Origin of the sequence: Serratia sp. PL17 (assembly GCF_017832355.1) — a bacterium.
Taxonomy (GTDB): domain Bacteria; phylum Pseudomonadota; class Gammaproteobacteria; order Enterobacterales; family Enterobacteriaceae; genus Serratia.
Genome location: NZ_JAFIBY010000008.1, coordinates 44,869 through 71,571, shown reverse-complemented (window position 1 = coordinate 71,571; position 26,703 = coordinate 44,869). Strand labels below are relative to the sequence as shown.

Genomic DNA, 26,703 nt, shown 5'->3' with positions numbered 1-26,703 from the left:
GACTTATTCTCCCTGGACCAGAGTCAGTTGTTGCGCTTCCAGGCGTTGGCGCAACAGTTTTTTATCCACTTTGCCAACCGGGGTGAGCGGCAGCGTATCAACCTGTATAAAACGGTCGGGTAATTTGAATTCGGCCACGCCCTCGGCGCGTAAATGGCGACGCAGCACGACCGGTTTCAGTGCCGTGGTGGCGATAATATAGGCGCAGCTTTTTTCGCCCATCAGCTCATCCGGCATCGATACCAGCGCCGCATTGATCACTTCCGGATGACGCAACAGCAGATTTTCGATTTCCTCGGCGGCGATCTTTTCCCCGCCGCGGTTGATCTGATCTTTCTGTCGCCCTTCAACCTTCACATAGCCGTCTTCAGTCAGGCTGATCAGATCGCCGGAACAGTAAAACCCGTCGTGATCAAAAGCCGCCGCGTTATGCTCCGGGCTTTGGTAATAACCGCGGAAGGTATAGGGCCCGCGGGTCATGAGACGCCCGGTTTCCCCTACCGGCAGCGGGTTGCCATCATCATCGGCCACCCATAACTCGTCATCCGGTGACATTGGGCAGCCCTGGGTCGTCAGAATATGCCGGTCGTCATCATCCAGCCGGGTGTAATTCACCAGGCCTTCAGCCATACCGAACACCTGCTGTAACTGACAGCCGATTTCCGCAGGAATACGCGCCGCCAGCGTTTCCCCCAGCTTGGCACCGCCCACCTGCAGCAGCTTAAGGCTGGTCAGTTGTTGGCAAACGCCCCACTCTTCAATAGCCTGCAGCCACAGCGTCACCGCCGGTGGTACGAGCGCCGTCACATTAATCTGATGCTGTTCGATCAGTCGGAAGCATTGTCCGGCATCGGGATCGCTGGCAAACACCACCAACCCGGCACCATAGAAAACCCCCAGGACACCCGGCGAGCTCATTGGGTAGTTATGCGCAACCGGCAATGCGCACAGGTAGCGAGTATCCACGTCGAAATGACAGATCTCCACGCTACGGCGGATGCTGTAGTAGTAATCATTGTGGGTGCGTGGAATGAGCTTTGGCGTCCCGGTGCTGCCACCAGACAGTTGGAAAAATGCCACCTGGTCCGCCGGGGTTGGCGCAGCAACAAAATCACCGCTGTCCTCTTCCAGCCAGGCTGACAGTGACAGTTCGCCCCCCTCCTGGCTACGCAACCCCACCACACGCAAGGAAGGATGCTCGGCACGGAACGCCGTCAGGAATTCGTCGTTACCAAACAGAGCATGCTGACGGTCGGCAATCAGTAATGCCGGTTTGATCTGCGCAGCATATGCATTTAGCTCGTTGCGTTGATGACTGAACAATGCGTTTACGGGCACAACACCCATTTTCAGCAACGCAAAAAACGTCACATAGAACTCGACCACGTTACCCAGCTGTACCAACGCGGTATCACCGCTTTGCATGCCCCGGCGCTGAAGGGCGGCAGCCAGCCGATCGGAAAGCTGGTTAAGCTGGCGATAGCTCAGGCTACGCTGTGGGTCGATCAACGCGATGGCGTCATTTTTGGCCTGACGAGTGGCGATGTCGGTCAAGGGCCGATCGGTCCAATATCCGCGTTCACGATAACGACGGGCTAAATCATCAGGCCAGGGGGTAAAAGCAATACTCATGGGAATGTCTATCCTTGGTTCAGGCCAAACGCCCGCGAAATGGTACTGAGTTTGGTGCCGGTTTCATGCCATTCAGATTCCGGCGAAGAGTCTTGCACTATGCCGGCACCGGCAAACAGTCTCACCTGGTTGCCCTGCACCGTGCCGCAACGAATCGTGACCACCCACTCACCGTTACCTTCAGCATCACACCAGCCGACAATCCCGCCAAACAGGCCGCGATCAAAGGGTTCAAGTTGTTTAATCACCTGGTGTGCCAATGCCGTCGGCGTACCGCACAGCGCAGGCGTCGGGTGCAGCAGGCAGGCCAGCGAGAGCGCATTCTCCGCACGGCTGGCTGCCTCACCGTCGATCGGTGTGGACAGGTGCCACAGCGTGGTGGTGCTCAATAATTCTGGCGTGGTTGGGATATTCAGATAGCTGCAGCGTTCTGTCAGCACCTGCCGCATCCCTTCGGTGACAAACTGGTGCTCATAGCGATCTTTTTCTGATACCAACAGCTGTTGACTGATCTCGCGATCTCGCTGTGGATCGGCATGGCGTCGAGCGGATCCTGCCAATGGGTTAGAGAAAAATTGTGCGCCGGACTTACGTAGCAGAAGTTCTGGGCTAGCGCCCAGCAATGCCCCCTGATCCAGCGGTACGTGGAAGTGGAAACCATGCGGGTTCTGGGCGATGATACGCGCCATCAACGCCTGGCGGTCCACCGGCTCACGCGTTTCAATCTCCAGCAGACGCGACAGGACCACTTTATCCAACTGGTCGCCTTTGGTCGCCTCTACCGCATCCGCCACCATTTGCATGAAGGGTTGCTGGGCAGGCACTTCTCTTTGCCGGGTAATCTCCGGCAAAGCGTCCTGTGGGGATGTCACGCTGGCCAAAAAGGCATCGCGTTCAAACCATTGGGTGCGCTGGGGAATAAACAGCGCTGAGGGTTGATGAGTGTCAAAAGGGATCGCACCGCACAAAACCGGGTTCTTAACTCCCGCCAGTTTGGCCTCGGCAAACGCATGCTGCACCGCCTGTTGGAATTCGCCATTCAATTGGTCGCCATCCAGGGCCGGCAGCGTGATTTTGGCGAAGCAGCCTTGCGTGCTCAGGCTACGGAAAGGAGAGGTAAAGAAAAAGCCGGAAGTCGGCGACACACCTGCGACAGGCTGTTCGCTGCCCTTGCTTTGTGGCTTCTTCTGCCCGGTACCCTTTGCTGTCACACTCATCGGTTCTCCCTTTCGTATCATTAACAATAACCTGTATAATAATGATTATCATTTGTATTGAATCGCGTTAAATTACCCTCGTGAATATGCTATGTCAATAAATGTAAACAGTTCTTCCAATCATAATCATGATATAAAACCAGCAGCTTTAATTATATAAATGATAAGTATTACTATTTAACGTCTGAGGAATGCTTTATGAAGAAGAATCTGCTCATCAGCCTGGCGCTATTTGGCATGATGGCTATCGGTGCAGCCCATGCCGCAGACGCTGGCTGGCCGCGTAAAATTGAAACGTCACACGGCGTGGTGACGCTCGCACAGCCCCCTGCCCGTATCGTTTCCACCAGCGTTACCGTTACCGGCACCCTGTTGGCGATCGACGCGCCGGTGGTCGCCAGTGGTGCCACTACGCCCGGCAGCCGTCTGGCTGATTCACAGGGCTTCTTCCACCAGTGGAGCGCTATTGCGGCGCAACGCGGCGTTAAACGCCTGTACATTGGTGAACCCAACGCCGAGGCCATCGCCGGTGAAGCCCCGGACCTGATCATTATTTCGGCAACCGGTGCCGATTCCGCCCTGCGCTTGTACGATCAACTCTCCGCCATTGCCCCGGTGTTGGTCGTCAATTACGACGACAAAAGCTGGCAGGCGTTGGCGACTCAATTGGGTCAGGCCACTGGGCATGAAGCCCAGGCACAAAAAGTCGTCAGTGATTTCGATGCCCGCGAGAAATCGCTGAAACAGCGTATGACCCTGCCGGAACAACCCGTCTCCGCCTTGGTATTCAGCGCCGACGGTAAGTCTGCCAATCTATGGACCGCTGAATCTTCCCAGGGCCAAATGCTCAAGCAGCTTGGTTTTACGCTGGCCGTCCCACCCGCCAAGCTGAACAACAGCCGCAGCATGGGAATGCGCAAAGACATTATTCAACTTAGTGGAGAGAACCTGGCGGAAGGCCTGAACGGCCAGACGCTGATGCTATTTGCCAACAACGACAGTGACGCGCAGCGGCTGATGGCGAATCCTTTCCTGGCTCATCTGCCGGCAGTGCAACACAAGCGGGTTTATGCTCTGGGGAATGATACTTTCCGACTGGATTATTACAGCGCCAGCAATCTGCTGACGCTGTTGGAAAAACAGTTTATTTCTCAGTAGATTCTGCGGCGGGCTGGAGATCATTTTCTTGCCCGCCACTGCCAACCTGACGCAAACCACGCATCGCGAAAGCCAGCACTACGCCGAGTACCGCAACACCAAAACCAAAGCTGGTTGATGTCATCGCCGGCAGCATAAACGCCCCCATCGCCCCTAACAGCAACGCACCCAGAGCATCCCCTACCACGTTTTGCGCCGTCCACAAGCCATTAATACGCCCAAGGAACGCATCAGGCGTCAGGTTCTGGATCAACCCGTACTGCAACAGTGAGTTCAACGCACTCAGGTAACCGAAAACCACCAGGAAAAACAGCGCCAGGCCATACCACGGCATGAGACCGAACAGACCAATGGCAATAAAGGCGCCAATCGCCGTCATCAGCATCATCCAACCCGGACGTGCAACCTGGGCAACTCGCCCACTGGTGAAAGCCCCTATAGCCGCACCCAGTGGAACAGCAGAGTACATAAAGCCCAATTGTGCTGCGCTGACATGCCACATGCCGGACATGGCCGGATACAGTACTCGCACTGCACTGGCCATGGTCAGCAATGCGCCGATCAGCGCCACCATACCGATCACCCGGTTGCGGAACAGGAAGCCGAAACCGCCGGCGAGCGCACGCAGCGGGTGCTCACGCGGCTGCGGTGGCGGCAACAGCTGAGGCAGACGCAGTAAAGGGATCAACGTCAGCAAGGTCCCAAACGCCGCCAAACCGTAGTTCCACGTCACACCGGCATTGGCGATCACCAAACCCCCGATCGCCGGAGAAAGGATTGAGCCAAAGCGGACGGTCAACATGCTGATAGCCCCGGCCTGCACGATATTTTCACGCCCTACCAGCGCGGGCGTTGCCGCCAACAGTGCCGTAACGCCGACCGCACCAAAGAAACCGTCCCAGACCGCCAACAGATAAATCAGCGTCAATGAAGGTGCTGGCAACGCGGCGTTCAGACACAGACCGATAAAACCAATGCCGCAAGTGGAGCGCGCAAACAAAATCAGACGGCGACGTTCGTAGCGATCGGCCAGTACACCGCCCATCAGCAACCCGGCAAACATGCCGCTACCTGCCAGCGTTACGGACAACCCGACCAACAACGTCGATCCGGTCAAGGCTTGAATCTGAACCGGGATCGCAATGGCCATCAATCCCAGTGCGAGAATGGAAATAAAGCGCGCACAGAATACGGCGCGAAAAGCGCCATTGGTCTTAAGCAGGCCAAAATCAAGCAAAATAGAGGGCTTACTCATCAGCTTTCTCACCACAACTAAAGAAAAGGGGCAGCGTCTATAGCCAAAATAATTGGCGTTGCATCAAGGCGGCAAGAGCGAGCATCCCCAGGGTGCTTACTCAAGTAAGCCACCGGGCCAGCGCTCGCAGCCAACACAGATGCAGCTTCAAGAATGAAGGGTATGTGCTGCAATAGCGAAGGAACTCATGGTACCATAGATGAAAACAATCAATAATGATAATAAATATCATTTATATTCAATTAAATAATGGATTGTTATGTTACGGATTACACGCCATTGCACACAGCCCGTTCCCACCTCAGGGGGGCGTCACCTTGGGGGCACTCCCCGTTCATTTCGCCGCAGGCTGTTTGGTCTGCTGATTGCTCTTTTCGCACTGTTGGTCATCATGCTGCTCAGCCTGTCGCTTGGCGCCAAGTCTATTCCCTTTGATACGGTTATCCAGGCGCTGAATGGGCAATGCAGCGGGGCGGATTGCACCATCATTACCAATGCCAGGCTGCCACGCACGCTGGTTGGCGTGTTGGCGGGTATCGCATTGGGTCTGTCTGGGGTACTGATGCAAACCCTCACCCGCAATCCGCTGGCCGATCCCGGTATTCTTGGGGTTAACGCCGGTGCGGGCTTTGCCGTAGTGCTGGGTATCACCTTCTTTGGTGCCGCCAACATCAGCCAATATCTGTGGTTCGCCTTTGCCGGTGCGATGTTTGCCGCGCTGCTTGTCGCACTGATCGGTGCTCTGGGTGGCAGCAGTTTGAACCCGGTGCGCCTGACGCTAGCCGGGGTCGCAATGGCGGCGGTGCTTGAGGGACTGACCTCTGGGATTTCCCTGTTAAACCCGCTGGTGTTCGATCAGCTGCGTTTTTGGCAGGCCGGTTCTCTGGATATTCAAAATATGCAGGTGGTGCGTACCGTCGCCCTGCCGATCTTATTGGGCACGCTGATTACGCTGTGGATGAGTAAGTCGCTCAATAGCCTGAGCATGGGCAATGAATTGGCTACCGCACTGGGTACCGGCATTGTTCGTACCCAGTTGTTGGGCCTGCTGGCGATTACCTTACTGTGCGGCGGTGCTACAGCTGCCGTCGGTCCGATTGCCTTTGTCGGCCTGATGATGCCGCATATTGCCCGTCGGTTGGCCGGTTCAGAGCTGCACTGGATGCTGCCCTGGACGCTGGTATTGACCCCTATCCTGCTGCTGAGCGCCGACCTCCTCGGTCGTTTCCTGGTTGCCGGTGAATTACGTGTCTCCATCGTCACCGCCCTGATTGGTGCACCGCTGCTGATCGTGCTGGTGCGTCAGCGCCATATGTTCAGGAGGCAGCGCTAATGTCGATGTCTGCAGCCCGTCGGATGGCTAACCACAAAATTCGCGCCTTGTCGCGTCCGACGCTGACCGCGATGTTGCTCATGTTGGCCGCTCTGGGGCTCGCCATTTACGCCCTGGGCTCTGGCGCACTGTCGCTGAGTGCCTCGCAGGTGATCGACGCCTTGCGCGGTGAAGGCCCGGCAAACCTGGCGGTGATCGTCACCCAATGGCGCTTGCCACGCGTGATGATGGCTCTGTTGCTGGGGGCGGCGCTCGGCCTCAGCGGGGCCATTTTCCAATCGATATTGCGCAACCCGCTCGGCAGCCCTGACGTAATTGGCTTTAACACCGGCGCCTACAGCGGCGTATTGGTAGCCATCGTATTGTTTAATGGAAGTGTCTTCGGCATCACCGCTGGAGCGTTGGCCGGTGGCTTACTCACCGCCGCGTTGATTTATTTGCTGGCGTGGCGAAATGGTGTCGAATCATTCCGTTTGATTATCGTTGGCATTGCGGTGCGTGCCCTGTTGGTCGCCGGTAATACCTGGCTTCTTATCAGCGCCTCGCTGGAATCAGCGATGTCTGCCGGGCTGTGGAACGCGGGCTCACTTAACGGTGTCAGTTGGGCGAAAAGTCTGCCCGTACTGGTCGTGATTGTACTGTGCTGCCTGCTGTTATTGACGCTGGCTCGCCGTATGCGGCTGCTGGAAATGGGGGATGACGCCGCCTGCGCGCTCGGTGTGTCAGTGGAACGTTCGCGCGTATTGCTGCTGCTGGTCGGGGTCGTCCTGACGGCGGCCGCAACCGCCGTGGCGGGGCCCATCTCCTTTATCGCACTGGTGGCACCGCAGATTGCGCGACGCCTGTGCGCCAACCGTAGCGTACTGCTGCTGACTGCTCTGACGGGCGCCCTGCTGCTGCTGCTCGCCGATGTCGCCGCACAACGCCTGTTTATGCCTTATCAGTTGCCGGTCGGTGTACTCACCGTCAGCCTGGGTGGCATTTACCTGATTTGGTTATTAATCCGTGAGTCACGAACAAAATGAATGCTGATCCCTTGCAGACCGCGCCATTGCGCGCTGAACACCTGACGCTCGGTTATGACAAAAAAATCGTCGCAAGCGACCTTTCCGTCTCCATCCCGCACGGTGAACTGACGGTCATTATCGGGCCAAATGCCTGTGGAAAATCTACCTTGTTGCGCACCCTCAGCCGTCTGATCCAACCACAGGCAGGCGCGGTCTGGCTAAACGGCAAACAGATTAGCGAATATGCGACCAAAGAGGTGGCACGCCAACTGGGGTTGCTGCCGCAAAGCTCAACAGCGCCGGGCGACATTACCGTGTTTGATTTGGTGGCCCGAGGCCGCTATCCGCATCAGCGTCTGTTCAGTCGCTGGCGTGAGGAAGACCAACAGGCAGTGGAACAGGCCATGCGTTCGACCGGCGTTTTTGAGCTGTCCGAACAGCCGGTGGATACGCTTTCTGGCGGGCAACGCCAACGCGTGTGGATTGCGATGGTATTAGCGCAGCAAACACCGCTGTTGCTGCTGGATGAACCGACCACCTGGCTGGATATCACCCATCAGATAGATTTGCTGGAGCTCATGCGCCAGTTAAACCGTGAAAACGGTCATACGTTGGTGGTCGTGCTGCACGATCTTAACCATGCCTGCCGTTATGCCACGCATCTGATCGCCATGCGAGACGGCAAGGTCGTTGCCGAAGGTGCGCCTAAGGATATTGTGACGCCGGAACTGATCGAAAAGGTGTACGGCCTGCGCTGCATGATCATTGATGATCCGGTTTCGCACACGCCGTTGGTGGTACCACTGGGTAAGTAATCGAGATTGTAGGGGCCCAGCATGCTGGGCCCGCGTTAATCGGGACGAATGTATTCATCCCCTACCCTCACTGGGGATTACAACGCTCGAAGTATGCGGTTCAATAACGGCCCCAATACTTTGAATGAGGTGGGTGAAACGATATCTACGTGCGCACAATCGAGTTCATGCACCTGCAAGGTATCCACGTATTTCGCCCAGGTCTGCTGGACATCCATCCCTTCCTGCAAGGTCTGACGTGCAACAAACAGCGTCGCCTGCCCTTTGAAGTTCGCCGTATTGGTCGCAGAAAGCAGGCGTACCGAGTCGGCGTAGTTGGCTTCGATATTATCGAACATCGCCACACGGGTTTCACCCAATGCCGGATCAAGCGCATCCTCGGACACTGCCAGGAATTGCTGACGTTCGCGCTGAACTTCTTTTAGCACGTTGTCATCCAGCATCACGTCCCAGTTCTGCGTTTCCGGCGGGTAGGTATCCAGCAACCCAAGGAAGGCCACGTCTTCACCCCGCGCCTGCAACCTGGCTGCGATACCCTGTGCCAACGTGCCACCCAGCGAATAACCGATAAAGTGATACGGACCGTGCGGCTGCACCTGCAATACTTTCTCCAGATGCGCGTCGCACACCTGATCCATGTGCTCACTGAGCGCCAGCGGGCCGTCGGGGCGCGGTGACTGAATCCCCACCAGCGACCAATGCTGATCGATATAGCGCGGCAGTACGCTGAACTGCCAGGAGAATCCAGAGGCCGGATGCAGACAGAACAACGTCGGCCCCTCGGTGGTACGCAGTGGCAATATGCTGTCAAAACCCGTCTGGTCCGCTTCTTCCTGCGTGCGCTCTTGCGCCAGCAACTGCGCCAGTTGTTCCACGCGAGAAGCGACCATCACCTGCCCGACAGACACCGCCTTGCCCAGATCACGACGCAGTTCCGCCGCCAGGCGCATCGCCAGCAGCGAGTGCCCGCCGAGAGCGAAGAAATCGTCGTCGGCAAAGACAGTTTCACGCTGCAGCAACCGGGCGAACACGGTGGCGATTGCCGTTTCCAGCCCCGCTGCAGGTTCACGCCCTGCGGCTCTGACGCCGCTTTGCGGTTGCGGTAAAGCTTTACGATCCAGCTTGCCGTTGGCACTCAGCGGCAGAGACGCCATCTCAACCAACGCTACCGGCACCATATGTGGCGGCAGACGATCGGCCAGCGCAGCACGCAGCGCGTCCAGATCAAGACGTACGTCCGGCTGCGCCACCAAATACCCCACCAGTTGGCGGGCATCGCCGCCGGCAGAATCGGTTGGCGTATTATTCAGCACCAGCGCATGCGTAACCGCCTGCTTGATGCCCGGCAACGACAGCAGCGCATGATCGATTTCACTCAGTTCGATGCGCTGACCACGAATTTTTAATTGATCGTCACTACGGCCAAGGTATTCGACCTCGCCGCCTGGCAACCAGCGGGCAACGTCGCCCGTGCGGTACATTCGGCCACCCTTACCCTCAGGATCGGCCACAAAGCGGCTGGCCGTCAGCTCCGGTCGCCCCAAATACCCCTGTGCCAGCTGTACACCGGTAAGATACAAGTCGCCAGCAACACCCGGCGGCACCGGACGTAGACGGGCGTCAAGGATGCGCAACCCGGTATTCCACACCGGCAAACCGATCGGCACGTTAGCCCCCGTGACAGCGGCCAACGCCTCGCCCCAAGCCGGGTGCCAACTGACATCCACAGCGGCTTCGGTCGGACCATACAGGTTGTGCAACGGGACAGCGGTGCGGCTTTGCCATAAGCGACACAGCTCGGCAGGCAGTGCTTCGCCGCTGCAGAACACCTGTCGTAATGGTGCGCAGCAGGCCACCGCGTGTCGGCTGTCTAGCGCCCCCACAAAGGCCGCCAGCATCGAAGGCACAAAGTGCATGGTGGTCACCCGATACCGGTCAATCAATTGCAGCAGCTGTTCCGGATCGCGATGCGCCTCCGGCGGTGCCATCACCAATTGCGCCCCCACCATCAGCGGCCAGAAAAACTCCCACACCGAAACATCAAAGCTGCAAGGGGTTTTCTGCAACACCACGTCGCCCGCGGTCATCGGATACTGATGCTGCATCCACAACAAACGGTTGACGATCGCCTGGTGACCCACCAGCACACCTTTTGGCCGCCCGGTCGAACCCGAGGTAAAGATAATGTAGGCCGGATGATACGGCGTAGGCCCGTGGAGCACAGCATCCGCTGCACTGTCAGCCGCCAGCGGTGCGTCATACAGGAAAATATCGCCCTTGCCGGCAAAACGCGCTTGCTGGCCAGGTTCGGTGATGATCAGGCGTGGGGAGGCGTCCTCCAGCATCATGCTGAGGCGTTCGTCAGGATAACCGGTGTCCAGCGGTAAATAAGCCGCGCCAGCCTCAACAATGGCCATTAATGCCAACGACAGGAACACGGAACGCGGCAACGCGACGGCGACGATATCCCCAGGCTGTACGCCCTGAGCGGTCAATTGGCGCGCCAACGCCATAACCTGTTCACGCGTTTCCCGGTAGCTGAACTGGTATTGCGCATCAGCCAGTGCCGGGGCATCCGGGGTTTTCAGCGCCTGGTCTGCCAACAGGTCTGTCAGCGTTTGCGGTGCCACCGGATGCGCAGTGTCGTTAACCCTGGCCAGCAGTTCATGATCTTGCTCGGTAAGCAAATCGGCTTCGCTAATCGGCATCTGGGGCTGTGCGGCAAACTGACGCAACAATAACGGCAAACGCTGTAAATGCGCAGCCAACTCATCACGCTGATAGCGCTCGGCATTGGCCAGCAAATCAACCTTCAGCGTACCGGACTCATCCAGGTACAGCGCTACCTCCAGATCCCGAACGGGCCCTGATGCCAATTCATGGGTAATACCGTCAATACCGCCAAAGTCCAACTGGAAGTCGAACATTTTAAAGTTGAAAACCGTGCCGTACAGCGGCTGAGCATCGCCAATCCGCCCCAGATCCCGTTGTACCTGTTCCGCCTCATAGCGCTGATGGCGACGGACGATTTTCAGCTCGCGGCCAATATTGCCGGCAACGTCGCTCAAGGTCGCCTGCGGCTCGAGGTGCATTTCGATCGGCAATACGTTAATCACCGGGCCGTTGGCACACAACGCCGCCGAACCGGTACGGCGCATAAAGATGAAACCGGCGCTGAAACTGGCGTGGCCACTCAGACGAGACACCCATAACGCCACCAGTGCCAGCGCCATATCTGCCACGCTAAATTGCTGCTGACCGGCGTTCACCAGTTGGCTAAAGTCCTGCTGGTCGCACAGTTGCGACAACCGATGAATACGGGTGGTCGGCGTCTGTCCAGCCAAGGGTTGCGGGCAAAGGGTTGCCGGTGCCGGCAACTGTTGTGCCTTATTGAGCCAAAACGCGGCGTCGCGTTGGCTCGTAGCCGACTGCGCATAGCGCTGATACTCCTCGACCACCTCACTGAATGCGCTAAACGGCGTCGGATCCGGCTGTTCATTACGTAACATCCGGGTATAAATATGGGCAATTCTACGGGCAATAGCAGTGAAACTGAAGCCATCAACCAGAATATGGTGATAACGCTGATACCAGAACCAACGTCGTTCCGACAGACGAATCAAGATATGCCGATACAGCGCATTGCCGCTGCCGATACGTAAATCACCGGACATATCCAGTTGCATGACAGCGCGTGCCGCCGCCGCGGCATCAGGAGAATCGCTGAGATCAAGATATTCTACCGGCAGGATCGCGAGTGACGGATCATGCCATTGCACAGGAACCCCATCACGCTCGTCAAAGCGGTACTGCAGGGTATCCACTTCGGACAAGCCCTGTGCAATCGCCTGCATCAAACGATCCTGATCCAACGCGCCATTGAGTTCGATGTAGTGGGAAACCGCATACGCATTGGCATGCGGTGAAATTTGATCGGCAACCCAAATTCCAGGTTGCGCGGCGACCAACGGCAGCTCAGTGGCGAGCTGCTGTTCGGCCGATAACAAAGTGCTGTCTGACAAGGTACTGACTCCTGTTTTCGGTATTGACGCCATCACGCCTTACGCAGTGATGCGGGCCGTATATCCTGCCAATGCTGTTCCAGCCAGTTCACGCATTGTGACCGTGCTGCCGGGCCGAATACCGGCGTCCACCCCGCCGGTACTGCGCTAAAATCAGGCCACAGGCTGCATTGCTGCTCGTCATTGCGCACAATCAGGCAGATTTGTTGTTCGTCATCGAACGGGTTCAGAGTTTCCATCGCGGACTCCTTGGGCAGAAAAAGTTAGCTTGGCCGCAGACGCAGGGTACTGATCTGCCCACAACGCCTGTAGTCCATCGATCAAACCGCCACGCCAACAGAGGTAGTCATGCCCACCCGCCACCGTCCGGTATTGCACCCGGTGACCGGCATCACGCAACAAATCTGCCATTCGGTCATTTACCCGGTGCGCGACTTTTTCGTGCACGCCGGCTTCCATAAACACGTTCAATTTACCTTTACCAACGCCCTGCTCGACTTGACGCAGCAACCAACCCGCATCGGCCGGTATCGCTTCGCGCTGGTACATATCACGTCGTGGCCACCAGAAAGAGCCTGACTGGCTGATCACCCCGCCGAAGCACTGTGGCCAGTGCAACCCGGCGTACAGTGAAGATAAACCACCGAAACTTTGGCCACACACCAGGGTGCGGGCCGGATCGCGGCTGTGCGGTGCCCATTCGGCAACCTGCGGCAACAGTTCCTCTTGCACCGCCAGCCAGAAATCTTCATTGCAGGCCAGCTCCTGAGTACGGTGCTTGAGATCGATAATGTCGATCAGTAAATAAACCGCTTCCGGCAGTGTGCCTTCTCGGGTTAACTGCATCAGCGGATCCCAGACGGGCATATTGCTCGACCAAAACTGGCCATCCAATAACACCGCCAACGGGCGCTGCCCCGGATTGCTGTCGCCAGTGGTATACACCCAGACATTACGGGTGTTGCCCAACCGCTTGCTGTGCCAAGGGTGGCGCTGCAATCTCGCCGGCGGTGCTGGCGTACAACGACCGCTGGCGACCGCGTAGCGATCAAAATCCTGCCAGGCGGGTTGCGGCGGCGCTTCCGGCATATGCAAACCCGACAGTACATTGCCGCTGACACCGGCCCAAGAACGGTGAGGATTAAGCAGGTCTTGCGTCGCGCCGGCAAACACCTGATGCCACCAGTGACGAATCGAATGCATATTTGCATGCGCATCGTCATCACTGTGTTCCAAAGGGCGGTCGTCCATACAGGGGATAAAACAGTAGCTGCCACGCCAGTCGGCGCTAAGTTCCGTTTGCCAGTACCAGACGTCGGTGCCTTCTAATCGTTGCAGGCTCTGCGGCGGCGATGATTGATGGTGGTCGGTCAGGCAATTGATGTGGATCCAGACGCGTTGATAGGCTGAAGTGAGCTCACATCCCTGAGGATCACGCCATAAAAATGTGACCTTCCCTCGCCCATCCCCTTGCAGCTCCACCAGCGGCGTGCCGCGTTTGGCGATATTCAGCCACCATCCATGGCGCCCGGCGTGCTTGCTCGATAATAATCTGCTGCTTTCTGACTCGGATTTTGTTTTCAAAACGCCTATTCACTATTTAGCTGGCAGCTTCAGGAAAGCCGGTAAATTCGCGGCGCGAGGCGCTGCCCAAGAAAACGGTAAACCGAATACTATTGATAATTATTTGCGTTTGCAATAGTGTGTGTAGGCTCGCAAACAGGGCAGGTATTCTTCAACAGGGATGGATACCGGATTTTAGCGCTGAATCCGATGCTGTTGCCGTTGCGTCTCGGCCAGTTGGATTTTTATTTTCGAAAACACAAAAACTACAACCGCCCTTCTCTCAGCCGGTGGCCTACTGCGTCGGTGCCCCGGGAAAGGCAGCAAGGTAGGAACTCTCACATGAACCGCAAATTATCTCGTTACTCCTTAGCCACACTCATCGGGTTAGGGTTAGGCGCGTCCGCCTTTGCGCACGCCGCACAGCAAACTGATACCACCGCCGAAACCGACAACGTCGCCAAAAACAAAAAAGAAACCCACGAGGACACCATCGTCGTCACCGCCGCCAAGCAGAATTTGCAGGCGCCGGGGGTATCCACCATCACGGCCGAAGAAATTAAGAAACGCCCACCCGCACGCGATATCAGCGAACTGATCCGTACCATGCCTGGCGTTAACCTGACCGGTAACTCTACCAGCGGTCAGCGCGGCAACAACCGCCAGCTTGATATCCGTGGTATGGGCCCGGAAAACACCCTGATCCTGATCGACGGCAAACCGGCAACCAGCCGCAACTCCGTGCGCCAGGGCTGGCGTGGCGAACGTGATACCCGCGGCGACACCGGTTGGGTACCTCCAGAGATGATTGAACGCATCGAAGTGTTGCGCGGCCCGGCTGCGGCACGCTACGGCAACGGCGCTGCCGGTGGCGTGGTTAACATCATCACCAAGAAGGACACCAAAGAGCTGCACGGCTCTCTGAATGCGTTCTTCAACGTACCGCAGCATAAGCAAGAAGGCGCTACCAAGCGTACCGACTTCAGCCTCTCCGGCCCGCTGACCGATGAACTCAGCTTCCGCTTGTTCGGTGGTTACAGCAAAACTCAGGCCGATGCGTGGGATATTAACGAATCGCATAAATCTTACCGTGCGCCAGCCTACGCCAACAGCACCCCCGCCGGACGCGAAGGCGTAGAAGACAAAAATATCGATGCCATGCTGCATTGGGACTTTGCGCACTTGCAGTCACTGGAGTTTGAGTATGCTTACGGCCGTCAGGGCAACCTGTATGCCGGTGATACTCAAAACACCAACGCCAATGCGTTGGTACAGAGCAACTACGGTAAAGAGACCAACCGCATTTACCGCGAAACCTTCGGCCTCAACCACCGCGGTGCCTGGGATAACGGTGTCAGCACCAACAACTATATTCAGTTCGAACGAACGCGTAATACGCGTCTGAGCGAAGGTCTAGCCGGCGGTACCGAAGGCATCTTTGATCCTAAAAATAACGGTTTCGGTACGACCAAACTGGACGACTTCCTGGCGCACAGTGAAGTCAGCGTGCCATTTGAACTGGGCGTGACGCAAACTGCCACGGTGGGAACCGAGTGGAACCAACAGAGAATGAAGGATGGATCTTCCACCAGCCAAACGCTGATGGGCGGAACCATTCTTGGTCAAGAAACAGGAACCCGCAGCCCTTACGCCTCCGCGCATATCTTCTCGCTGTTTGCCGAAGACAACATGGAGCTGACGGATACCACCATGCTGACACCGGGCCTGCGTTACGATCTGCACTCTGAGTCCGGCAACAACTGGAGCCCGTCCCTGAATCTGTCACAGGAACTGGGCGACTTCTTCACGCTGAAGATGGGCATCGCCCGCGCCTATAAAGCGCCTAACCTGTACCAGACCAACCAAAACTATTTGCTTTACAGCAAAGGCCAAGGTTGTTCCTCCAGCGATGTCAAAAATGGTTGTTACCTGCTCGGTAACGACGATCTGAAGGCGGAAACCAGCGTCAACAAAGAGATTGGCCTGGAGTTCCATAATGACGGCTGGCTGGCCGGTGTGACTTACTTCCGTAACGATTACCACAACAAAATCGAAGCGGGTAATAGCCGAATCGGCATCAGCAGCACCGGTACCGCCATTTACCAATGGGAAAACGTACCAAAAGCGGTTGTGCAAGGGTTGGAAGGTACGTTGAACGTCCCGGTCAGCGAGACCGTATCCTGGACCAACAACGCCACCTATATGATTGAAAACAAGAATAAGAGCACTGGTGATTACCTGTCGATTATTCCTAAGTTCACCATCAACTCGACGCTGAGCTGGCAGGCAACCCAGGAACTGTCGATGCAATCGACCCTGACCTGGTACGGCCGTCAGAAGCCGAAGAAATACAACTACCAGGGTAAACCGGTTAGCGGTACCGAAACCAAAGAAGTCAGCCCATACGCTGTGGTTGGCGCCAGTGCAACTTATGATGTGACCAAAAACGTCAGCCTGACTGCCGGTATCGACAACCTGTTCGATAAACGCCAATTCCGTGAAGGTAACTCGCAGAACGTCGGCGACCCAATAACCGGCACCATTAACATTGCCGGTGCAGGGGCTGCAACCTACAACGAACCTGGCCGCACTTACTATATGAGCGTAAACACCCACTTCTAATCGCTACAGTAAACAGGGGCTGCCAATGCAGCCCCTGTTTTATTATTTCTCCAGTGAGACCTGTTTGAAGATGTGCTTACCAAACGGGTCGATCTCGTAGCCTTTCACTTCTTTGCGTACCGGTTCAAAAATGGTCGAATGGGCAATCATCATTGCCGGCATTTGTTCATGCATCATCACCTGTGCCTGCTCGTACATCGCCACCCGTTTGGTATGGTCGTTCTCCTCACGCGCCTGCAGAATCAGTTTATCAAACGGCGGATAGCACCACTTGGCCGAGTTTGACCCGCCGTTGGCCGAAACGCAGGTAAACAGCGGCCCGAAGAAGTTATCCGGATCGCCGTTAGCGGTGGTCCACCCCATTAGCGCCGTCTGATGCTCACCATTTTTTATCCGTTGCAGATATTCACCCCACTCAAAGGTGACAATCTTTGCCTTCACGCCGATCTTCGCCCAGTCAGACTGGATCATCTCCGCCATGCGTTTGGCGTTCGGGTTATACGGGCGCTGCACCGGCATCGCCCACAGATCGATAGCGAAACCCTGCCCTAACCCCGCCTCCTGCAGTAACTGTTTGGCTTTCTCCGGCGAATACGGGTAATCCTCAATGTTATCGTTGCTGCCCCATTGGGTTGGCGGCAGCAGGTTCTTCGCCGGCTGACCGGCGCCGTGGAACACGGCTTCCAGGATCGCCGGTTTGTTCACAGCCAGCGCCAGCGCCTGCCGCACCTTGACGTTATCCAACGGTTTTTTCTGGGTATTGAACGCCAGAAAACCGATATTCAGACCGGATTTTTCCATGAGCTGGATATTGGGATCCTGACGCATGCGCGCCAGATCCGCCGGGTTAGGGAACGGCATCACCTGGCACTCATTCTTTTGCAGCTTGGCATAGCGCACTGCCGCGTCTGGGGTGATAGAGAACACCAACCGGTCGATCTTCGGTTTGCCCTCCCAATAGTGATCAAACGCCTTGTAGAGGATTTTCGCATCCTTCTGGTACTGCACCAACTGGAAAGGACCGGTGCCGATCGGGTCGTTGTCCACCCGCTGCGGGGTACCGGCTTTCAACATGGCATCAGCATATTCGGCGGAAAGGATGGTGGCGAAGTACATGCCGAGATCGGCCACGAATGGCGCTTCGGCGCGCGAAAGCTCAAAGCGCACGGTGTTGTCATCCACTTTGACAATCTGGTTGATCAGCGTGCCAAACTCCATTGACTCAAAGTTGGTGTAAGCGCCGTTAGAGACCTTGTGATACGGATTATTGGCGTCTTTTTGCCGCATGAAGGAGAAGATAACGTCATCGGCGTTGAAATCACGGGTGGGGGTAAAATATTTATTGCTCTGGAATTTCACCCCTTTTCGCAGATGAAAAGTGTAATTTTTGCCGTCTTCACTCACCTGCCAGCTTTCCGCCAGGCTGGGCTGTAGCTCAACGGTGCCCGTTTTGAAGTCCACCAGCCGGTTGTAAATCGTTGCCGAACTGGCGTCTACCGTTGGGCCAGAGGTAAAGAGCTGCGGGTTAAACCCTTCCGGCGAGCTTTCGGAACAATAAACCAGCGTATTGGCGTGCGCACCGCTCATCACTGCCATCGCTAACAATCCCAGCATTGCTTTTGTTTTCATCCTGCCATCCCCGGTATAGAAAATAGACTCGATGGATACCAATAAATCATGCAGTTAGGGATGTAAAGGACAAATGATGAACACAAAAAACGGGGAGTGCTGGATGCTGCGCCCCCCGTGGTTAACACGCCTGCTGAAATTAAATCATCTGGTCAAAGTTCATCTGCGCCATCAGTTTATAGTTGTCAGCGTAATCGACCGGAATAGCCACAACGACGGGCCCCTGAATGTCCATTGCTTTACGCAGCATCGGGCGTAAATCCTCCACCGACTGCACGGCAAAACCGACCGCACCACAGGCTTCCGCATAGGCTTTAAAATCGATTGGGCCAAATTCCACGCCGGATTTACGCTGGTATTTATTTACCTCCTGCATTTCCACCATGTTGTAGGCGTTATCGACCCATATCACGTGCACGATATTACTTTTCAGCCGTACGGCCGTTTCCAGTTCCATGCTCGATTGCATAAAGCCACCGTCACCGGAAATCGACACCACTTTGTCTCCCGGGCGTACCAACGCCGCACCGATCGCCCACGGCAACGCCACCCCCATGGTCTGCTGGCCGTTAGAAATCAACAGCTGACGTGCACGGAAGCTGTATAGATAGCGCGCAATCCAAATGTGGAAACTGCCCATGTCGACGCACAGCGTCACGTCGTCACTGACAATGTCCTGCAGCTCTTTCACAATACGCAGTGGGTGGATCGGCATGCCACCGCGGCGCGCGGCGCGTTCCGCCAATTCGGTGCGCTGGCGGCCAAGATCACTGAGGATCAACTCCACCTCCGCAGGCACACTCACGACCGTATTAAAGGCTTCAGTCATCGTGTTGAGAGTGGCACTGATATTGCCCACCAGCTCAACGTCCGGGCGGTAACAGGTATCAATGTCTGCCGGTAACACGTCAATATGCACCAGTTTTAATTTGCCCTGGCTGTTCCACATGCAGGGATCGTATTCGATCGGGCCATAACCGACGCTGACCACCAAATCTGCCTTCTGCAATAGCTGATCGGCAGGTTGGTTGTTGAATAACCCGACGCGGCCGGCAAAACGCGCAAAGTGGTTAACGTCGATCACCCCCGCCGCCTGATAAGTCCCCACGACCGGCATATGAGTCCGGTGCAACAAATGGCGCACCGCCTCGCTATTTTCCGGGCGGCTGGCTTGTAGCCCCAACAATAGCACCGGGCATTTCGCTTGCTGGATCAGTTTTACTGCGGCGTGGATATCCTCGGTAGCCGCAGCGCCCATGCGCGGCAATCGGCACCCTGCCAGCACAGGCGCACTGACAGGTTCATTGACGATGTCCATTGGCAGGCTGACGAACGAAGCCCCCGGGCGACCAAATTCGGCGTGACGAAACGCATTGGCGATCACTTCAGAAATTGCCGAACCGGCGTGGACTTCGGCGCAATACTTGGTCACCGGCCGGAACATGCTGACAGTGTCCATACTCTGGTGAGTCTGTTTCAGGTTATCAGCACGTTTCACCGCGCCACCGAACGCCACCACCGCATCCCCTTCCGAGGTCGCGGTTGCCAGCCCGGTAATCAGGTTGGAACTGCCCGGCCCTGAGGTCACCAGCGCGACCCCGGCCTTGCCGGTTAGGCGCCCGACCGCCGCCGCCATAAATGCCGCATTGGCTTCATGACGCACGACGACGGTTTCTATCGATGGCGCGTCTTCCAGCGAATCGAATACGCGGTCGATCTTGGCCCCTGGGATACCGAATACGTGTTTGACGCCCTGCGCCTCCAAATTTTTCACCACTAAATCTGCGCCGCATGACCAGTTATGGTCTGTATTTGCCTTGCTCATGGAATACCTCCTGAAAATAAACCCAAGACTGTCGCGGAATTAACCCTCGGCAGAACGAATCGCGCGATCCAAATCCTCTGGACAGAGGTCGGCACGCAGAAAATCCGCATCATGCGGCAACTGAAGATTGAGACGGGTGATCACGCCAAATTGCAGCCGGCCGTGGTCAAGCTGGTAATCCAGTACGTGACCACCACCGTTACGATCGTCGGTGATAAAATGTTCGTGATAGCCAGCAACCCCAACGCCCTGCATATAATCAGGCGAACGAAAGCCAACTAACGTGCCCTGCCGCTGATGGAAGGCAAATGTAGGCTGCTCCTCGATCGCTTCTAACATTGGGCGATAGGGGCGTTCCTGACGAGGCACCGTGCGGGTTTCCACATGGCTGAACTCACCGTCAACACGCACTGCACAGAACAGGTTTGGTGACGCAACTTGCTCGTCAATACACTGGTGCAGCTGTGCCTTGGTGATCGGACTGTCAAAGTGTTGGGTGACGCTCGGTTGGAAAAAGGTGACAACGGCAAACGGGGTTTTCTGCTGCAAGCTGGCCGGCCGCGCGCTACCGTCGGCGCGTAGCTGGTGAATTTCCTTGTCGAAGGCGATCAGCTCACCGTCAAGGTGATTGAAAGTCCCCAGGCCGAAGTTACCGTGCCTGAGCAATTCGGCAATGGTGGTATCCCCTTCGTAAACGCCGCTGATTAACGCGCTCATCAGCGAGATTTGATAAATCTCGCCCTCCCCAACGCTCAGCGACTGCCTGGCAAACCCCTGCGCCAAATGCTGCGCACAGGAACAGCCGTGGTTTTCGTTCATAACCTACTCCTCCACCAGCACGGGATGAAATACCCCGCGTGTTCAAAAATGCTCACATGAGGGTGAGCAAAGATGTCGCCTGTAGCCCGCTCGGTTGGAACGATTCAGCTCATGGCGACAAAAAAACCGGCACGGCTGGCCGGCGACACTCAACATCAACAACGGTTTAGATTCACTAATCATTGTTGGTAAATAGAGTGTCAAATTGAACGGTTTATCTGGTGTTGAAGCAGTCATCAATGTCACAGGCACACGCTGGAGCCTGAGAAAACTCTGTTATCTAACGTTCTTATAACCGCACGTTTTATGCATTTTCTCTCTGAGCGGTGGGATCACAGCCAATTCTGGCCTGCCGTAAGCCCTCAAAAAGAGTAGCTGCAATAGGGTAAACGGAGAACCTGGTATTCATAAGAAACGCTTTTGCATATAATGCAAAGATGAATGACGCACGGTATGTCGAACATCTCCCCATCTTTCTTGAGGTCGCCCTGCAAGGCAGCTTCTCCGCCGCTGCCCGCAAGTTGGGAATGGTGCCCTCTTCACTGGTTCGCCATGTTGATGCGCTGGAAAGCGCGCTAGGCGCCACGGTGTTTATCCGTTCAACACGCGGTCTGATGCTGACGGACGCCGGGGAAATGCTCCAGGCCAGAGCGGCCACGCTGCTGGCAGATATCACCGATATTCGTGCCGAACTGGCATCGTTAAGTGATATGCCGCAGGGCACCTTACGTATCAGTTGCTTGCCGACCTTTGGAAAGACATACATTTTGCCGCTGTTACCGACGCTGGCTGAACGCTATCCGCAGTTATTTGTTGATCTGGATTTAACCGAGCGTCAAACCGACCCGACACAAGAGCTTTTGGATGCCGCCATTCGCATCGGCGAACAAAAAGACAGTGGGTTGTACGCCAGCCGGATAGCGACCCAACGCTGGGTGATGTGCGCCAGTCCCGACTACCTCGTTCGCTACGGCCAACCGGCCGACCTTAACGCGTTACCTGAGCATCGGCTGATTGCCCGCTACCACAAACAGCAGCCCGCCTGCTGGGCACAAATTCTCAGTGTTCCGCTCATGAGCCGATGCAGTATGGTACTGCGTTGCGACGACTTCACCGCTCAACATCAGGCGGCGCTGATGGGCATGGGGATCGCTTTCTTACCCAATTGGGTCGTCGGACCGGATATTCAGGCCGGTCGATTGGTGCAGGTACTTGAAGATCCGCGTCAGGAGCAGCAAGGGATTTACCTGCTGCGGCCCGTAGCAAAAATGTCAGTCCGATTGAACCTGTTCATTACCTTACTGAAGCAAAGCATCGGTCAGCCACCCAGCTGGGAATGAAGGGGTGATATTCGGCCATACAGCGCTGGGTTATCGCTTTCGTCTTTCAGTTCTATTCCGGTCAATCGGCGCTGAAAAGCCTGTTCCAGCAGCCATGCCAGTTTGAACGCCGCCTGCGGGTAATCCAGCCCCTCAGGGCGTACGTTGGAAATGCAATTACGCTCCGATTCACGCCGCTGGGTGTTCGGTCCCCAGGTGAGGTAGATCCCCAGACTGTCCGGTGATGATAACCCCGGTCGTTCGCCGATCAACATCACCACCGCCTTGGCCCGTAAACACTCACCAATATCATCCCCAAGCGCGACCCGGGACTGGTGCGCCAAAACCACGGGTGCCACCGAAAGTGATAACTGTTCGAGATAAGGCCGCAATGCCTGTAACACGGGTAGCGCCTGACGATGTACCGCTTTGGAGGACAAACCGTCGGCAACCACCAGCAAGACATCCGCAGCCTTGCCCGTTAAGCCCAGCAGCAGATTGCGGCTGTCCGACGCCAACCTGCGCCCCAGATCTGGCCGGCTGAGATACGCGGTGCGATCGGCGGCCTGGCTGTGCACCGTCAACGTTTGCCAGCCTTGTTGTTGTATCGCCTCCGCCAGCGTATCGCTGTCGAAGGGTTGATGTACCGCATCGCGCGCCTGCGCATGCGCCAAGCCAAATTTAAGTAACTCCTGGGTCGGTAAGCTGGACCCCGTGCGCCCCAGTGCAATACGTGCATCGGTAAAGGCGCGCAGCGCGTCCCAACTGTTGACGTGGACAGGTTTGCTCATCCCCGTTCTCCTTGTAACCCCAGCAACAGCGGGTGATTGGCGGCGGTGTCGCGCAATCGTCCCTGTTCGTCGGTGATATGCATTTTCGTTAGCCAGTCGGCGAATTCCGGCGCGTGCTTCAACCCCAGCAGTTCACGGATGTACAACGCGTCGTGGAATGAGGTGCTTTGATAATTGAGCATAATGTCATCCGCGCCCGGTACGCCTATCAAGAAGGTCAACCCGGCCGTAGCCAACAGCGTCAGCAACGTGTCCATGTCGTCCTGATCCGCCTCGGCGTGATTGGTGTAACACACATCACAACCCAGCGGCAGGCCAAGCAACTTGCCACAAAAGTGATCTTCCAGCCCGGCGCGGATAATCTGTTTACCGTCAAACAAATACTCCGGGCCGATAAAACCCACCACGGTATTGATCAACAACGGGGAGAAATGCCGTGCTACCGCGTAGGCGCGCGCCTCGCAGGTTTGCTGATCGACGCCATGGTGGGCATTGGAGGATAAACAGCTGCCTTGTCCGGTTTCGAAGTACATGACGTTATTGCCTAGGGTACCGCGATTGAGGCTCAGTGCTGCCTGCTGAGCCTCCGCCAGCAACGCCAGATTAATGCCAAAGCCGCTATTGGCCGCTTCAGTGCCGGCGATAGACTGGAACACCAAATCCACCGGAGCACCGCGCTCCATCAAACGTAGCGTATTGGTTACATGCGTCAGCACGCAAGATTGGGTAGGAATAGCGAAACGTTGAATGACGTCGTCCAACATGTAGTTCAACTTTTCCAATAACGGCAAGCTGTCGCTGGCGGGGTTAATGCCGACCACCGCATCACCACTGCCATACAGCAGGCCATCAAGCATACTGGCTGCAATACCCTGCAAACTGTCGGTTGGGTGATTCGGCTGTAACCGCACGCTGAGGTGGCCAGGAAGACCGATGGTGTTGCGGAAGCGCGTGACGACCCGGCACTTCTTCGCCACCAAAATCAGATCCTGATTGCGCATCAGTTTGCTCACTGCTGCCGCCATTTCCGGCGTGATGCCTGGAGCCACCCGCGCCAACATCGCGCTATCTGCCTGTTCACTCAGCAGCCAGTCACGGAAATCCCCCACGGTCAGATGAGAAATTGATGCAAAGGCCTGGGCATCGTGGCTGTCGATGATCAGCCGCGTGACCTCATCGTGCTCATACGGCACCAGCACCTGCTGGAGAAAAGCCTTCAGCGGCACATCCGCCAAGGCCATGCGCGCCGCCATACGCTCCTCTGCGCTGTCCGCCGCCACCTCCGCCAGACAGTCGCCGGAACGAGCCGGCGATGCCTTGGCCATCAACTGACGTAAATCACTAAAGCGGTAGCTGCGCCGGCTAAGCGTTGTCTGATACATTGCACCCCCTGTTCTGCCCTGATGACACAGCTAAAGTTGCAAACCCTGTACCAAGTGTAGTCAGTCCACAGTCGAAATTATTTTGTACCGGAAATCATCCGATTAACCTCTATTGACACCACTTCGCCCCCAGAACCAATGCACTAAAATCATGCACGGCATTCCGCCCGCAGGCGCTTCGGGTTAAAGTAGCCGCAACAAAGGAGAGGTAATGAACCGGCAACAGCAAATTATCCAGTGGTTACAGCAAGATAGTGGACGAATGGCCGCATTGCGTACCGCGCGGCGACTCGGTCTGAATGACTGGTGCCTGGGCGCTGGCTTTGTGCGTAATCTGGTGTGGGACCAGTTGCATGGGTACGCCACACCGACACCGCTCAACGACATCGACGTGATACATTTTGATCCGCAGCGGCCAGAGGCAGAGCGTGATCAAATGCTGGAACTACGGCTGCAGGAGTGGATGCCACAGCCGTGGTCGGTCAAGAACCAGGCGCGTATGCACTTACGCAGCGGCCGAGCACCCTATCTCAACAGCGAAGAGGCCATCAGCTTTTGGACCGAGAGAGAAACGGCGGTTGGCGCACGCCTGAATGCCGACGACAGCATTACATTGGTCGCGCCATTCGGCCTCGATGGGTTGTTTGATGACACCATCACCTTCAATACCAAAAACGGCAACCTCGACACCTATGAACAGCGTGTGGCAAGCAAGGGCTGGTTGCAACACTGGCCGCGTCTGCGACAAATTCGTGGGTAAAGTTTTACCCCGCACGGCCGATACCCTGAACAGCCACATCAAGACGCAGGGAGAGCAATATGTCGACCAATATCACCATGATTGTCCCAGTGAAAAACACCATACCCGGTGTCAGCAAGGTTTTTAGCGCCCCGGGTAACGAAGGCCAGTTGCTGATGGCCAAACCGGTCAACCAGCAACCGGAAGGCGGCAAAATGAAGGAAGCCAAGGAAGGTGGGCTTAACGACCGGGTAAAAATCACCGACAGCAACGCCTCGGCACGCATCAAGGTGTTGAATAAACAGATTCAGGATCTGCAACAGAAGCTGGTGGATCTGAAAGACTCAGACGCCGATCCCAAAGAGATCGAAAAACAAAAACAGCAGATCCAGGCGTTGATTAAAATGCTGCAAGCCGAGATCGCACGAATTCAAAGAGAAGAGATGGAAAAGCAGCAAGCTGCGCAAATGGCCAAGGCTGCTGGCGGTGTTTCCCCCGCTAAAGGCGATGGTATTAACCGCCCAACCGCGCACAACGCGGTGGACGTGTATATCTGACTCAGTAATCTGCCTGTTGGCCGCGCTGCTGTTGCAATAACGCCGCCTGCTGCCCGACCACCTGCCAGATGACTTCCGCGGCGGGTGTCAGCGAGCGGTTTTTGCGCCGCACCAACATCAATGCGCGGTTGATTTCCGGCACCAATCGACGCACTTTTAGCTGGCCGCCTTCCGGCAACGGTAACGCCAGCGCCGGGAAAATGCTGATACCTATGCCCGCCGCCACCATCGGGAACAGCGTCGCTGGGTGGCCAATCTCTTGCACCACCGTGGCGTCCACCCCTTGCTGGCGCAGTGCGCTGTCAATCAGTGGCCGGCTACCGGAAGCATAATCCTGCAATACCAGGCGGCTACCGGTCAGCGCCGACCAATGGACTTCAGGTTGGCTGGCAAACGGGTGATCATTACGGCACAGTAACAGAAAGGGTTCGTACAGAATCGGCTCGCAATCAAGGTCCATCGCCTGCACCGGATCAACCACAATACCGAAATCCACTTCAGCGTTTCTAATGCTGTGAAGCACCTGCTGTTGTGCCTGGTCACGCAGCATAATGCGAATATCCGGGTATTTCTTTTCACCCGCAGCGATACATTGCGGCATCAGATGTGCGGAAATAGTCTGGCTCGATGCGACGCGTACCGTACCGCTGCGCTGCACACCAAAGCTGCGTGCATCAAGCAATGACGATTGTAACTCATCGAGTAAGCGCTCTACGCGGTTTGCCAGACGCTGTCCGGCATCGGTCAGCAGCACTTCACGCGTCGTGCGATCGAGCAAGCGCACACCTATCTCCGCCTCTAACTCTTTCACGCTATGGCTGACCGCCGACTGCGTCAAGCCAATCGCCTCACCCGCCCGGCTGAAACTGCGATGCCGCGCAATGGCCACAAACACTTTGAGCTGCTTAATCGAGTAATTCATGTTTTTTATTCATAAATGAATTAAATAAATCAATTTAATTATTATATCTCGCCGCGCGACAATGCGTGCATTGATTTCTTTCCCGAGTGCGCCACC

General features: G+C 56.2%; 20 protein-coding genes. 8 read left to right on the top strand and 12 right to left on the bottom strand.

What is annotated here, in order from left to right:
- Positions 1–3: 3 nt before the first annotated feature.
- Positions 4–1,632 (bottom strand): (2,3-dihydroxybenzoyl)adenylate synthase, encoded by a 1,629-nt coding sequence (locus JOE25_RS21425; protein WP_209638718.1) that lies wholly within the window; start codon positions 1,630–1,632, stop codon positions 4–6.
- An 8-nt stretch (positions 1,633–1,640) separates the two neighbouring features.
- Positions 1,641–2,849 (bottom strand): isochorismate synthase, encoded by a 1,209-nt coding sequence (locus JOE25_RS21420; protein ID WP_209638716.1) that lies wholly within the window; start codon positions 2,847–2,849, stop codon positions 1,641–1,643.
- Positions 2,850–3,047: 198 nt separating this feature from the next.
- Between JOE25_RS21420 and fepB the strand changes: the two genes are divergently transcribed.
- Positions 3,048–4,007, top strand: a complete 960-nt coding sequence (fepB, locus tag JOE25_RS21415) for a Fe2+-enterobactin ABC transporter substrate-binding protein (RefSeq protein ID WP_209638714.1) — start codon at positions 3,048–3,050, stop codon at positions 4,005–4,007.
- On the opposite strand, the gene entS is transcribed toward fepB, so the two are convergent.
- Positions 3,994–5,262 (bottom strand): enterobactin transporter EntS, encoded by a 1,269-nt coding sequence (gene entS, locus JOE25_RS21410; RefSeq protein WP_209638712.1) that lies wholly within the window; start codon positions 5,260–5,262, stop codon positions 3,994–3,996. The genes fepB and entS overlap by 14 nt on opposite strands.
- Positions 5,263–5,521: 259 nt before the next feature.
- On the opposite strand from entS, the gene fepD reads away from it, so the two are divergent.
- The 3 genes from fepD to JOE25_RS21395 are packed head-to-tail and all read left to right on the top strand — an operon-like array spanning position 5,522 to position 8,417.
- Positions 5,522–6,595, top strand: a complete 1,074-nt coding sequence (gene fepD, locus JOE25_RS21405) for a Fe(3+)-siderophore ABC transporter permease (protein WP_209638710.1) — start codon at positions 5,522–5,524, stop codon at positions 6,593–6,595.
- Positions 6,595–7,620 carry an iron-enterobactin ABC transporter permease gene (fepG, locus tag JOE25_RS21400; protein ID WP_209638708.1) on the top strand — a complete coding sequence of 342 codons (1,026 nt, stop codon included), beginning with the start codon at positions 6,595–6,597 and terminating at the stop codon, positions 7,618–7,620. Before fepD ends, fepG begins: the two co-directional genes overlap by 1 nt.
- The gene (locus tag JOE25_RS21395) at positions 7,617–8,417 is read left to right on the top strand and encodes an ATP-binding cassette domain-containing protein (protein WP_209638706.1); all 801 of its coding nucleotides are present in this window, start codon (positions 7,617–7,619) and stop codon (positions 8,415–8,417) included. The genes fepG and JOE25_RS21395 overlap by 4 nt, the downstream gene beginning before the upstream one ends.
- Before the next feature lie 77 nt (positions 8,418–8,494).
- On the opposite strand, the gene JOE25_RS21390 is transcribed toward JOE25_RS21395, so the two are convergent.
- From JOE25_RS21390 to fes, 3 genes are read right to left on the bottom strand one after another with little or no spacing between them, the layout of a single operon-like run.
- On the bottom strand, positions 8,495–12,439 hold the full coding sequence (locus JOE25_RS21390; protein ID WP_209638704.1) for an enterobactin synthase subunit F: 3,945 nt from the start codon (positions 12,437–12,439) through the stop codon (positions 8,495–8,497).
- Positions 12,440–12,471: 32 nt separating this feature from the next.
- The gene (locus tag JOE25_RS21385) at positions 12,472–12,678 is read right to left on the bottom strand and encodes an MbtH family protein (protein ID WP_209638701.1); all 207 of its coding nucleotides are present in this window, start codon (positions 12,676–12,678) and stop codon (positions 12,472–12,474) included.
- Entirely contained in the window at positions 12,653–14,023 is a 1,371-nt protein-coding gene (fes, locus tag JOE25_RS21380; protein WP_209638699.1) for an enterochelin esterase, read from the bottom strand. The genes JOE25_RS21385 and fes overlap by 26 nt, the downstream gene beginning before the upstream one ends.
- A gap of 321 nt (positions 14,024–14,344) precedes the next feature.
- Between fes and JOE25_RS21375 the strand changes: the two genes are divergently transcribed.
- Entirely contained in the window at positions 14,345–16,624 is a 2,280-nt protein-coding gene (locus JOE25_RS21375) for a TonB-dependent siderophore receptor (protein ID WP_209638697.1), read from the top strand.
- A 42-nt stretch (positions 16,625–16,666) separates the two neighbouring features.
- On the opposite strand, the gene JOE25_RS21370 is transcribed toward JOE25_RS21375, so the two are convergent.
- The 3 genes from JOE25_RS21370 to budA form a co-directional block, all read right to left on the bottom strand.
- Positions 16,667–18,253, bottom strand: a complete 1,587-nt coding sequence (locus JOE25_RS21370; protein ID WP_209638695.1) for an ABC transporter substrate-binding protein — start codon at positions 18,251–18,253, stop codon at positions 16,667–16,669.
- A gap of 139 nt (positions 18,254–18,392) precedes the next feature.
- The gene (gene alsS / locus JOE25_RS21365) at positions 18,393–20,078 is read right to left on the bottom strand and encodes an acetolactate synthase AlsS (RefSeq protein WP_209638693.1); all 1,686 of its coding nucleotides are present in this window, start codon (positions 20,076–20,078) and stop codon (positions 18,393–18,395) included.
- Between the two features lie 39 nt (positions 20,079–20,117).
- A complete protein-coding gene (gene budA, locus JOE25_RS21360; protein ID WP_209638690.1) occupies positions 20,118–20,897 on the bottom strand; it encodes an acetolactate decarboxylase in 780 nt (259 codons plus the stop codon).
- 437 nt (positions 20,898–21,334) lie between these two features.
- Between budA and JOE25_RS21355 the strand changes: the two genes are divergently transcribed.
- Entirely contained in the window at positions 21,335–22,237 is a 903-nt protein-coding gene (locus tag JOE25_RS21355) for a LysR family transcriptional regulator (protein WP_209638688.1), read from the top strand.
- On the opposite strand, the gene eutC is transcribed toward JOE25_RS21355, so the two are convergent.
- Both eutC and JOE25_RS21345 read right to left on the bottom strand, forming a co-directional pair.
- The gene (gene eutC / locus JOE25_RS21350; protein ID WP_209638686.1) at positions 22,216–23,007 is read right to left on the bottom strand and encodes an ethanolamine ammonia-lyase subunit EutC; all 792 of its coding nucleotides are present in this window, start codon (positions 23,005–23,007) and stop codon (positions 22,216–22,218) included. The genes JOE25_RS21355 and eutC overlap by 22 nt on opposite strands.
- The gene (locus JOE25_RS21345; RefSeq protein WP_209638684.1) at positions 23,004–24,389 is read right to left on the bottom strand and encodes an ethanolamine ammonia-lyase subunit EutB; all 1,386 of its coding nucleotides are present in this window, start codon (positions 24,387–24,389) and stop codon (positions 23,004–23,006) included. The genes eutC and JOE25_RS21345 overlap by 4 nt, the downstream gene beginning before the upstream one ends.
- Before the next feature lie 211 nt (positions 24,390–24,600).
- Here JOE25_RS21345 and JOE25_RS21340 point away from each other — a divergent pair, with 211 nt between their 5' ends.
- Both JOE25_RS21340 and JOE25_RS21335 read left to right on the top strand, forming a co-directional pair.
- A complete protein-coding gene (locus JOE25_RS21340; RefSeq protein WP_209638682.1) occupies positions 24,601–25,149 on the top strand; it encodes a nucleotidyltransferase family protein in 549 nt (182 codons plus the stop codon).
- A 59-nt stretch (positions 25,150–25,208) separates the two neighbouring features.
- Positions 25,209–25,685 (top strand): FlxA-like family protein, encoded by a 477-nt coding sequence (locus JOE25_RS21335; RefSeq protein ID WP_209638680.1) that lies wholly within the window; start codon positions 25,209–25,211, stop codon positions 25,683–25,685.
- Position 25,686: 1 nt separating this feature from the next.
- Here JOE25_RS21335 and JOE25_RS21330 read toward each other — a convergent pair whose 3' ends face one another.
- Complete coding sequence (locus JOE25_RS21330) at positions 25,687–26,607, bottom strand: LysR family transcriptional regulator (protein WP_209638678.1); 921 nt, start codon at positions 26,605–26,607, stop codon at positions 25,687–25,689.
- Positions 26,608–26,703: the final 96 nt, after the last annotated feature.

What these genes read in the sequence shown, in the direction of transcription:
- JOE25_RS21425 (WP_209638718.1), bottom strand. Translation starts at nt 1,632, where the DNA reads ATGAGTATTGCTTTTACCCCCTGGCCTGATGATTTAGCCCGTCGTTAT.
- JOE25_RS21420 (WP_209638716.1), bottom strand. Translation starts at nt 2,849, where the DNA reads ATGAGTGTGACAGCAAAGGGTACCGGGCAGAAGAAGCCACAAAGCAAG.
- JOE25_RS21385 (WP_209638701.1), bottom strand. Translation starts at nt 12,678, where the DNA reads ATGGAAACTCTGAACCCGTTCGATGACGAACAACAAATCTGCCTGATT.
- JOE25_RS21330 (WP_209638678.1), bottom strand. Translation starts at nt 26,607, where the DNA reads ATGAATTACTCGATTAAGCAGCTCAAAGTGTTTGTGGCCATTGCGCGG.
- fepD (WP_209638710.1), top strand. Translation starts at nt 5,522, where the DNA reads ATGTTACGGATTACACGCCATTGCACACAGCCCGTTCCCACCTCAGGG.
- JOE25_RS21370 (WP_209638695.1), bottom strand. Translation starts at nt 18,253, where the DNA reads ATGAAAACAAAAGCAATGCTGGGATTGTTAGCGATGGCAGTGATGAGC.
- budA (WP_209638690.1), bottom strand. Translation starts at nt 20,897, where the DNA reads ATGAACGAAAACCACGGCTGTTCCTGTGCGCAGCATTTGGCGCAGGGG.
- JOE25_RS21345 (WP_209638684.1), bottom strand. Translation starts at nt 24,389, where the DNA reads ATGTATCAGACAACGCTTAGCCGGCGCAGCTACCGCTTTAGTGATTTA.
- entS (WP_209638712.1), bottom strand. Translation starts at nt 5,262, where the DNA reads ATGAGTAAGCCCTCTATTTTGCTTGATTTTGGCCTGCTTAAGACCAAT.
- fepB (WP_209638714.1), top strand. Translation starts at nt 3,048, where the DNA reads ATGAAGAAGAATCTGCTCATCAGCCTGGCGCTATTTGGCATGATGGCT.
- JOE25_RS21340 (WP_209638682.1), top strand. Translation starts at nt 24,601, where the DNA reads ATGAACCGGCAACAGCAAATTATCCAGTGGTTACAGCAAGATAGTGGA.
- fepG (WP_209638708.1), top strand. Translation starts at nt 6,595, where the DNA reads ATGTCGATGTCTGCAGCCCGTCGGATGGCTAACCACAAAATTCGCGCC.
- alsS (WP_209638693.1), bottom strand. Translation starts at nt 20,078, where the DNA reads ATGAGCAAGGCAAATACAGACCATAACTGGTCATGCGGCGCAGATTTA.
- JOE25_RS21395 (WP_209638706.1), top strand. Translation starts at nt 7,617, where the DNA reads ATGAATGCTGATCCCTTGCAGACCGCGCCATTGCGCGCTGAACACCTG.
- JOE25_RS21355 (WP_209638688.1), top strand. Translation starts at nt 21,335, where the DNA reads ATGAATGACGCACGGTATGTCGAACATCTCCCCATCTTTCTTGAGGTC.
- JOE25_RS21375 (WP_209638697.1), top strand. Translation starts at nt 14,345, where the DNA reads ATGAACCGCAAATTATCTCGTTACTCCTTAGCCACACTCATCGGGTTA.
- eutC (WP_209638686.1), bottom strand. Translation starts at nt 23,007, where the DNA reads ATGAGCAAACCTGTCCACGTCAACAGTTGGGACGCGCTGCGCGCCTTT.
- JOE25_RS21335 (WP_209638680.1), top strand. Translation starts at nt 25,209, where the DNA reads ATGTCGACCAATATCACCATGATTGTCCCAGTGAAAAACACCATACCC.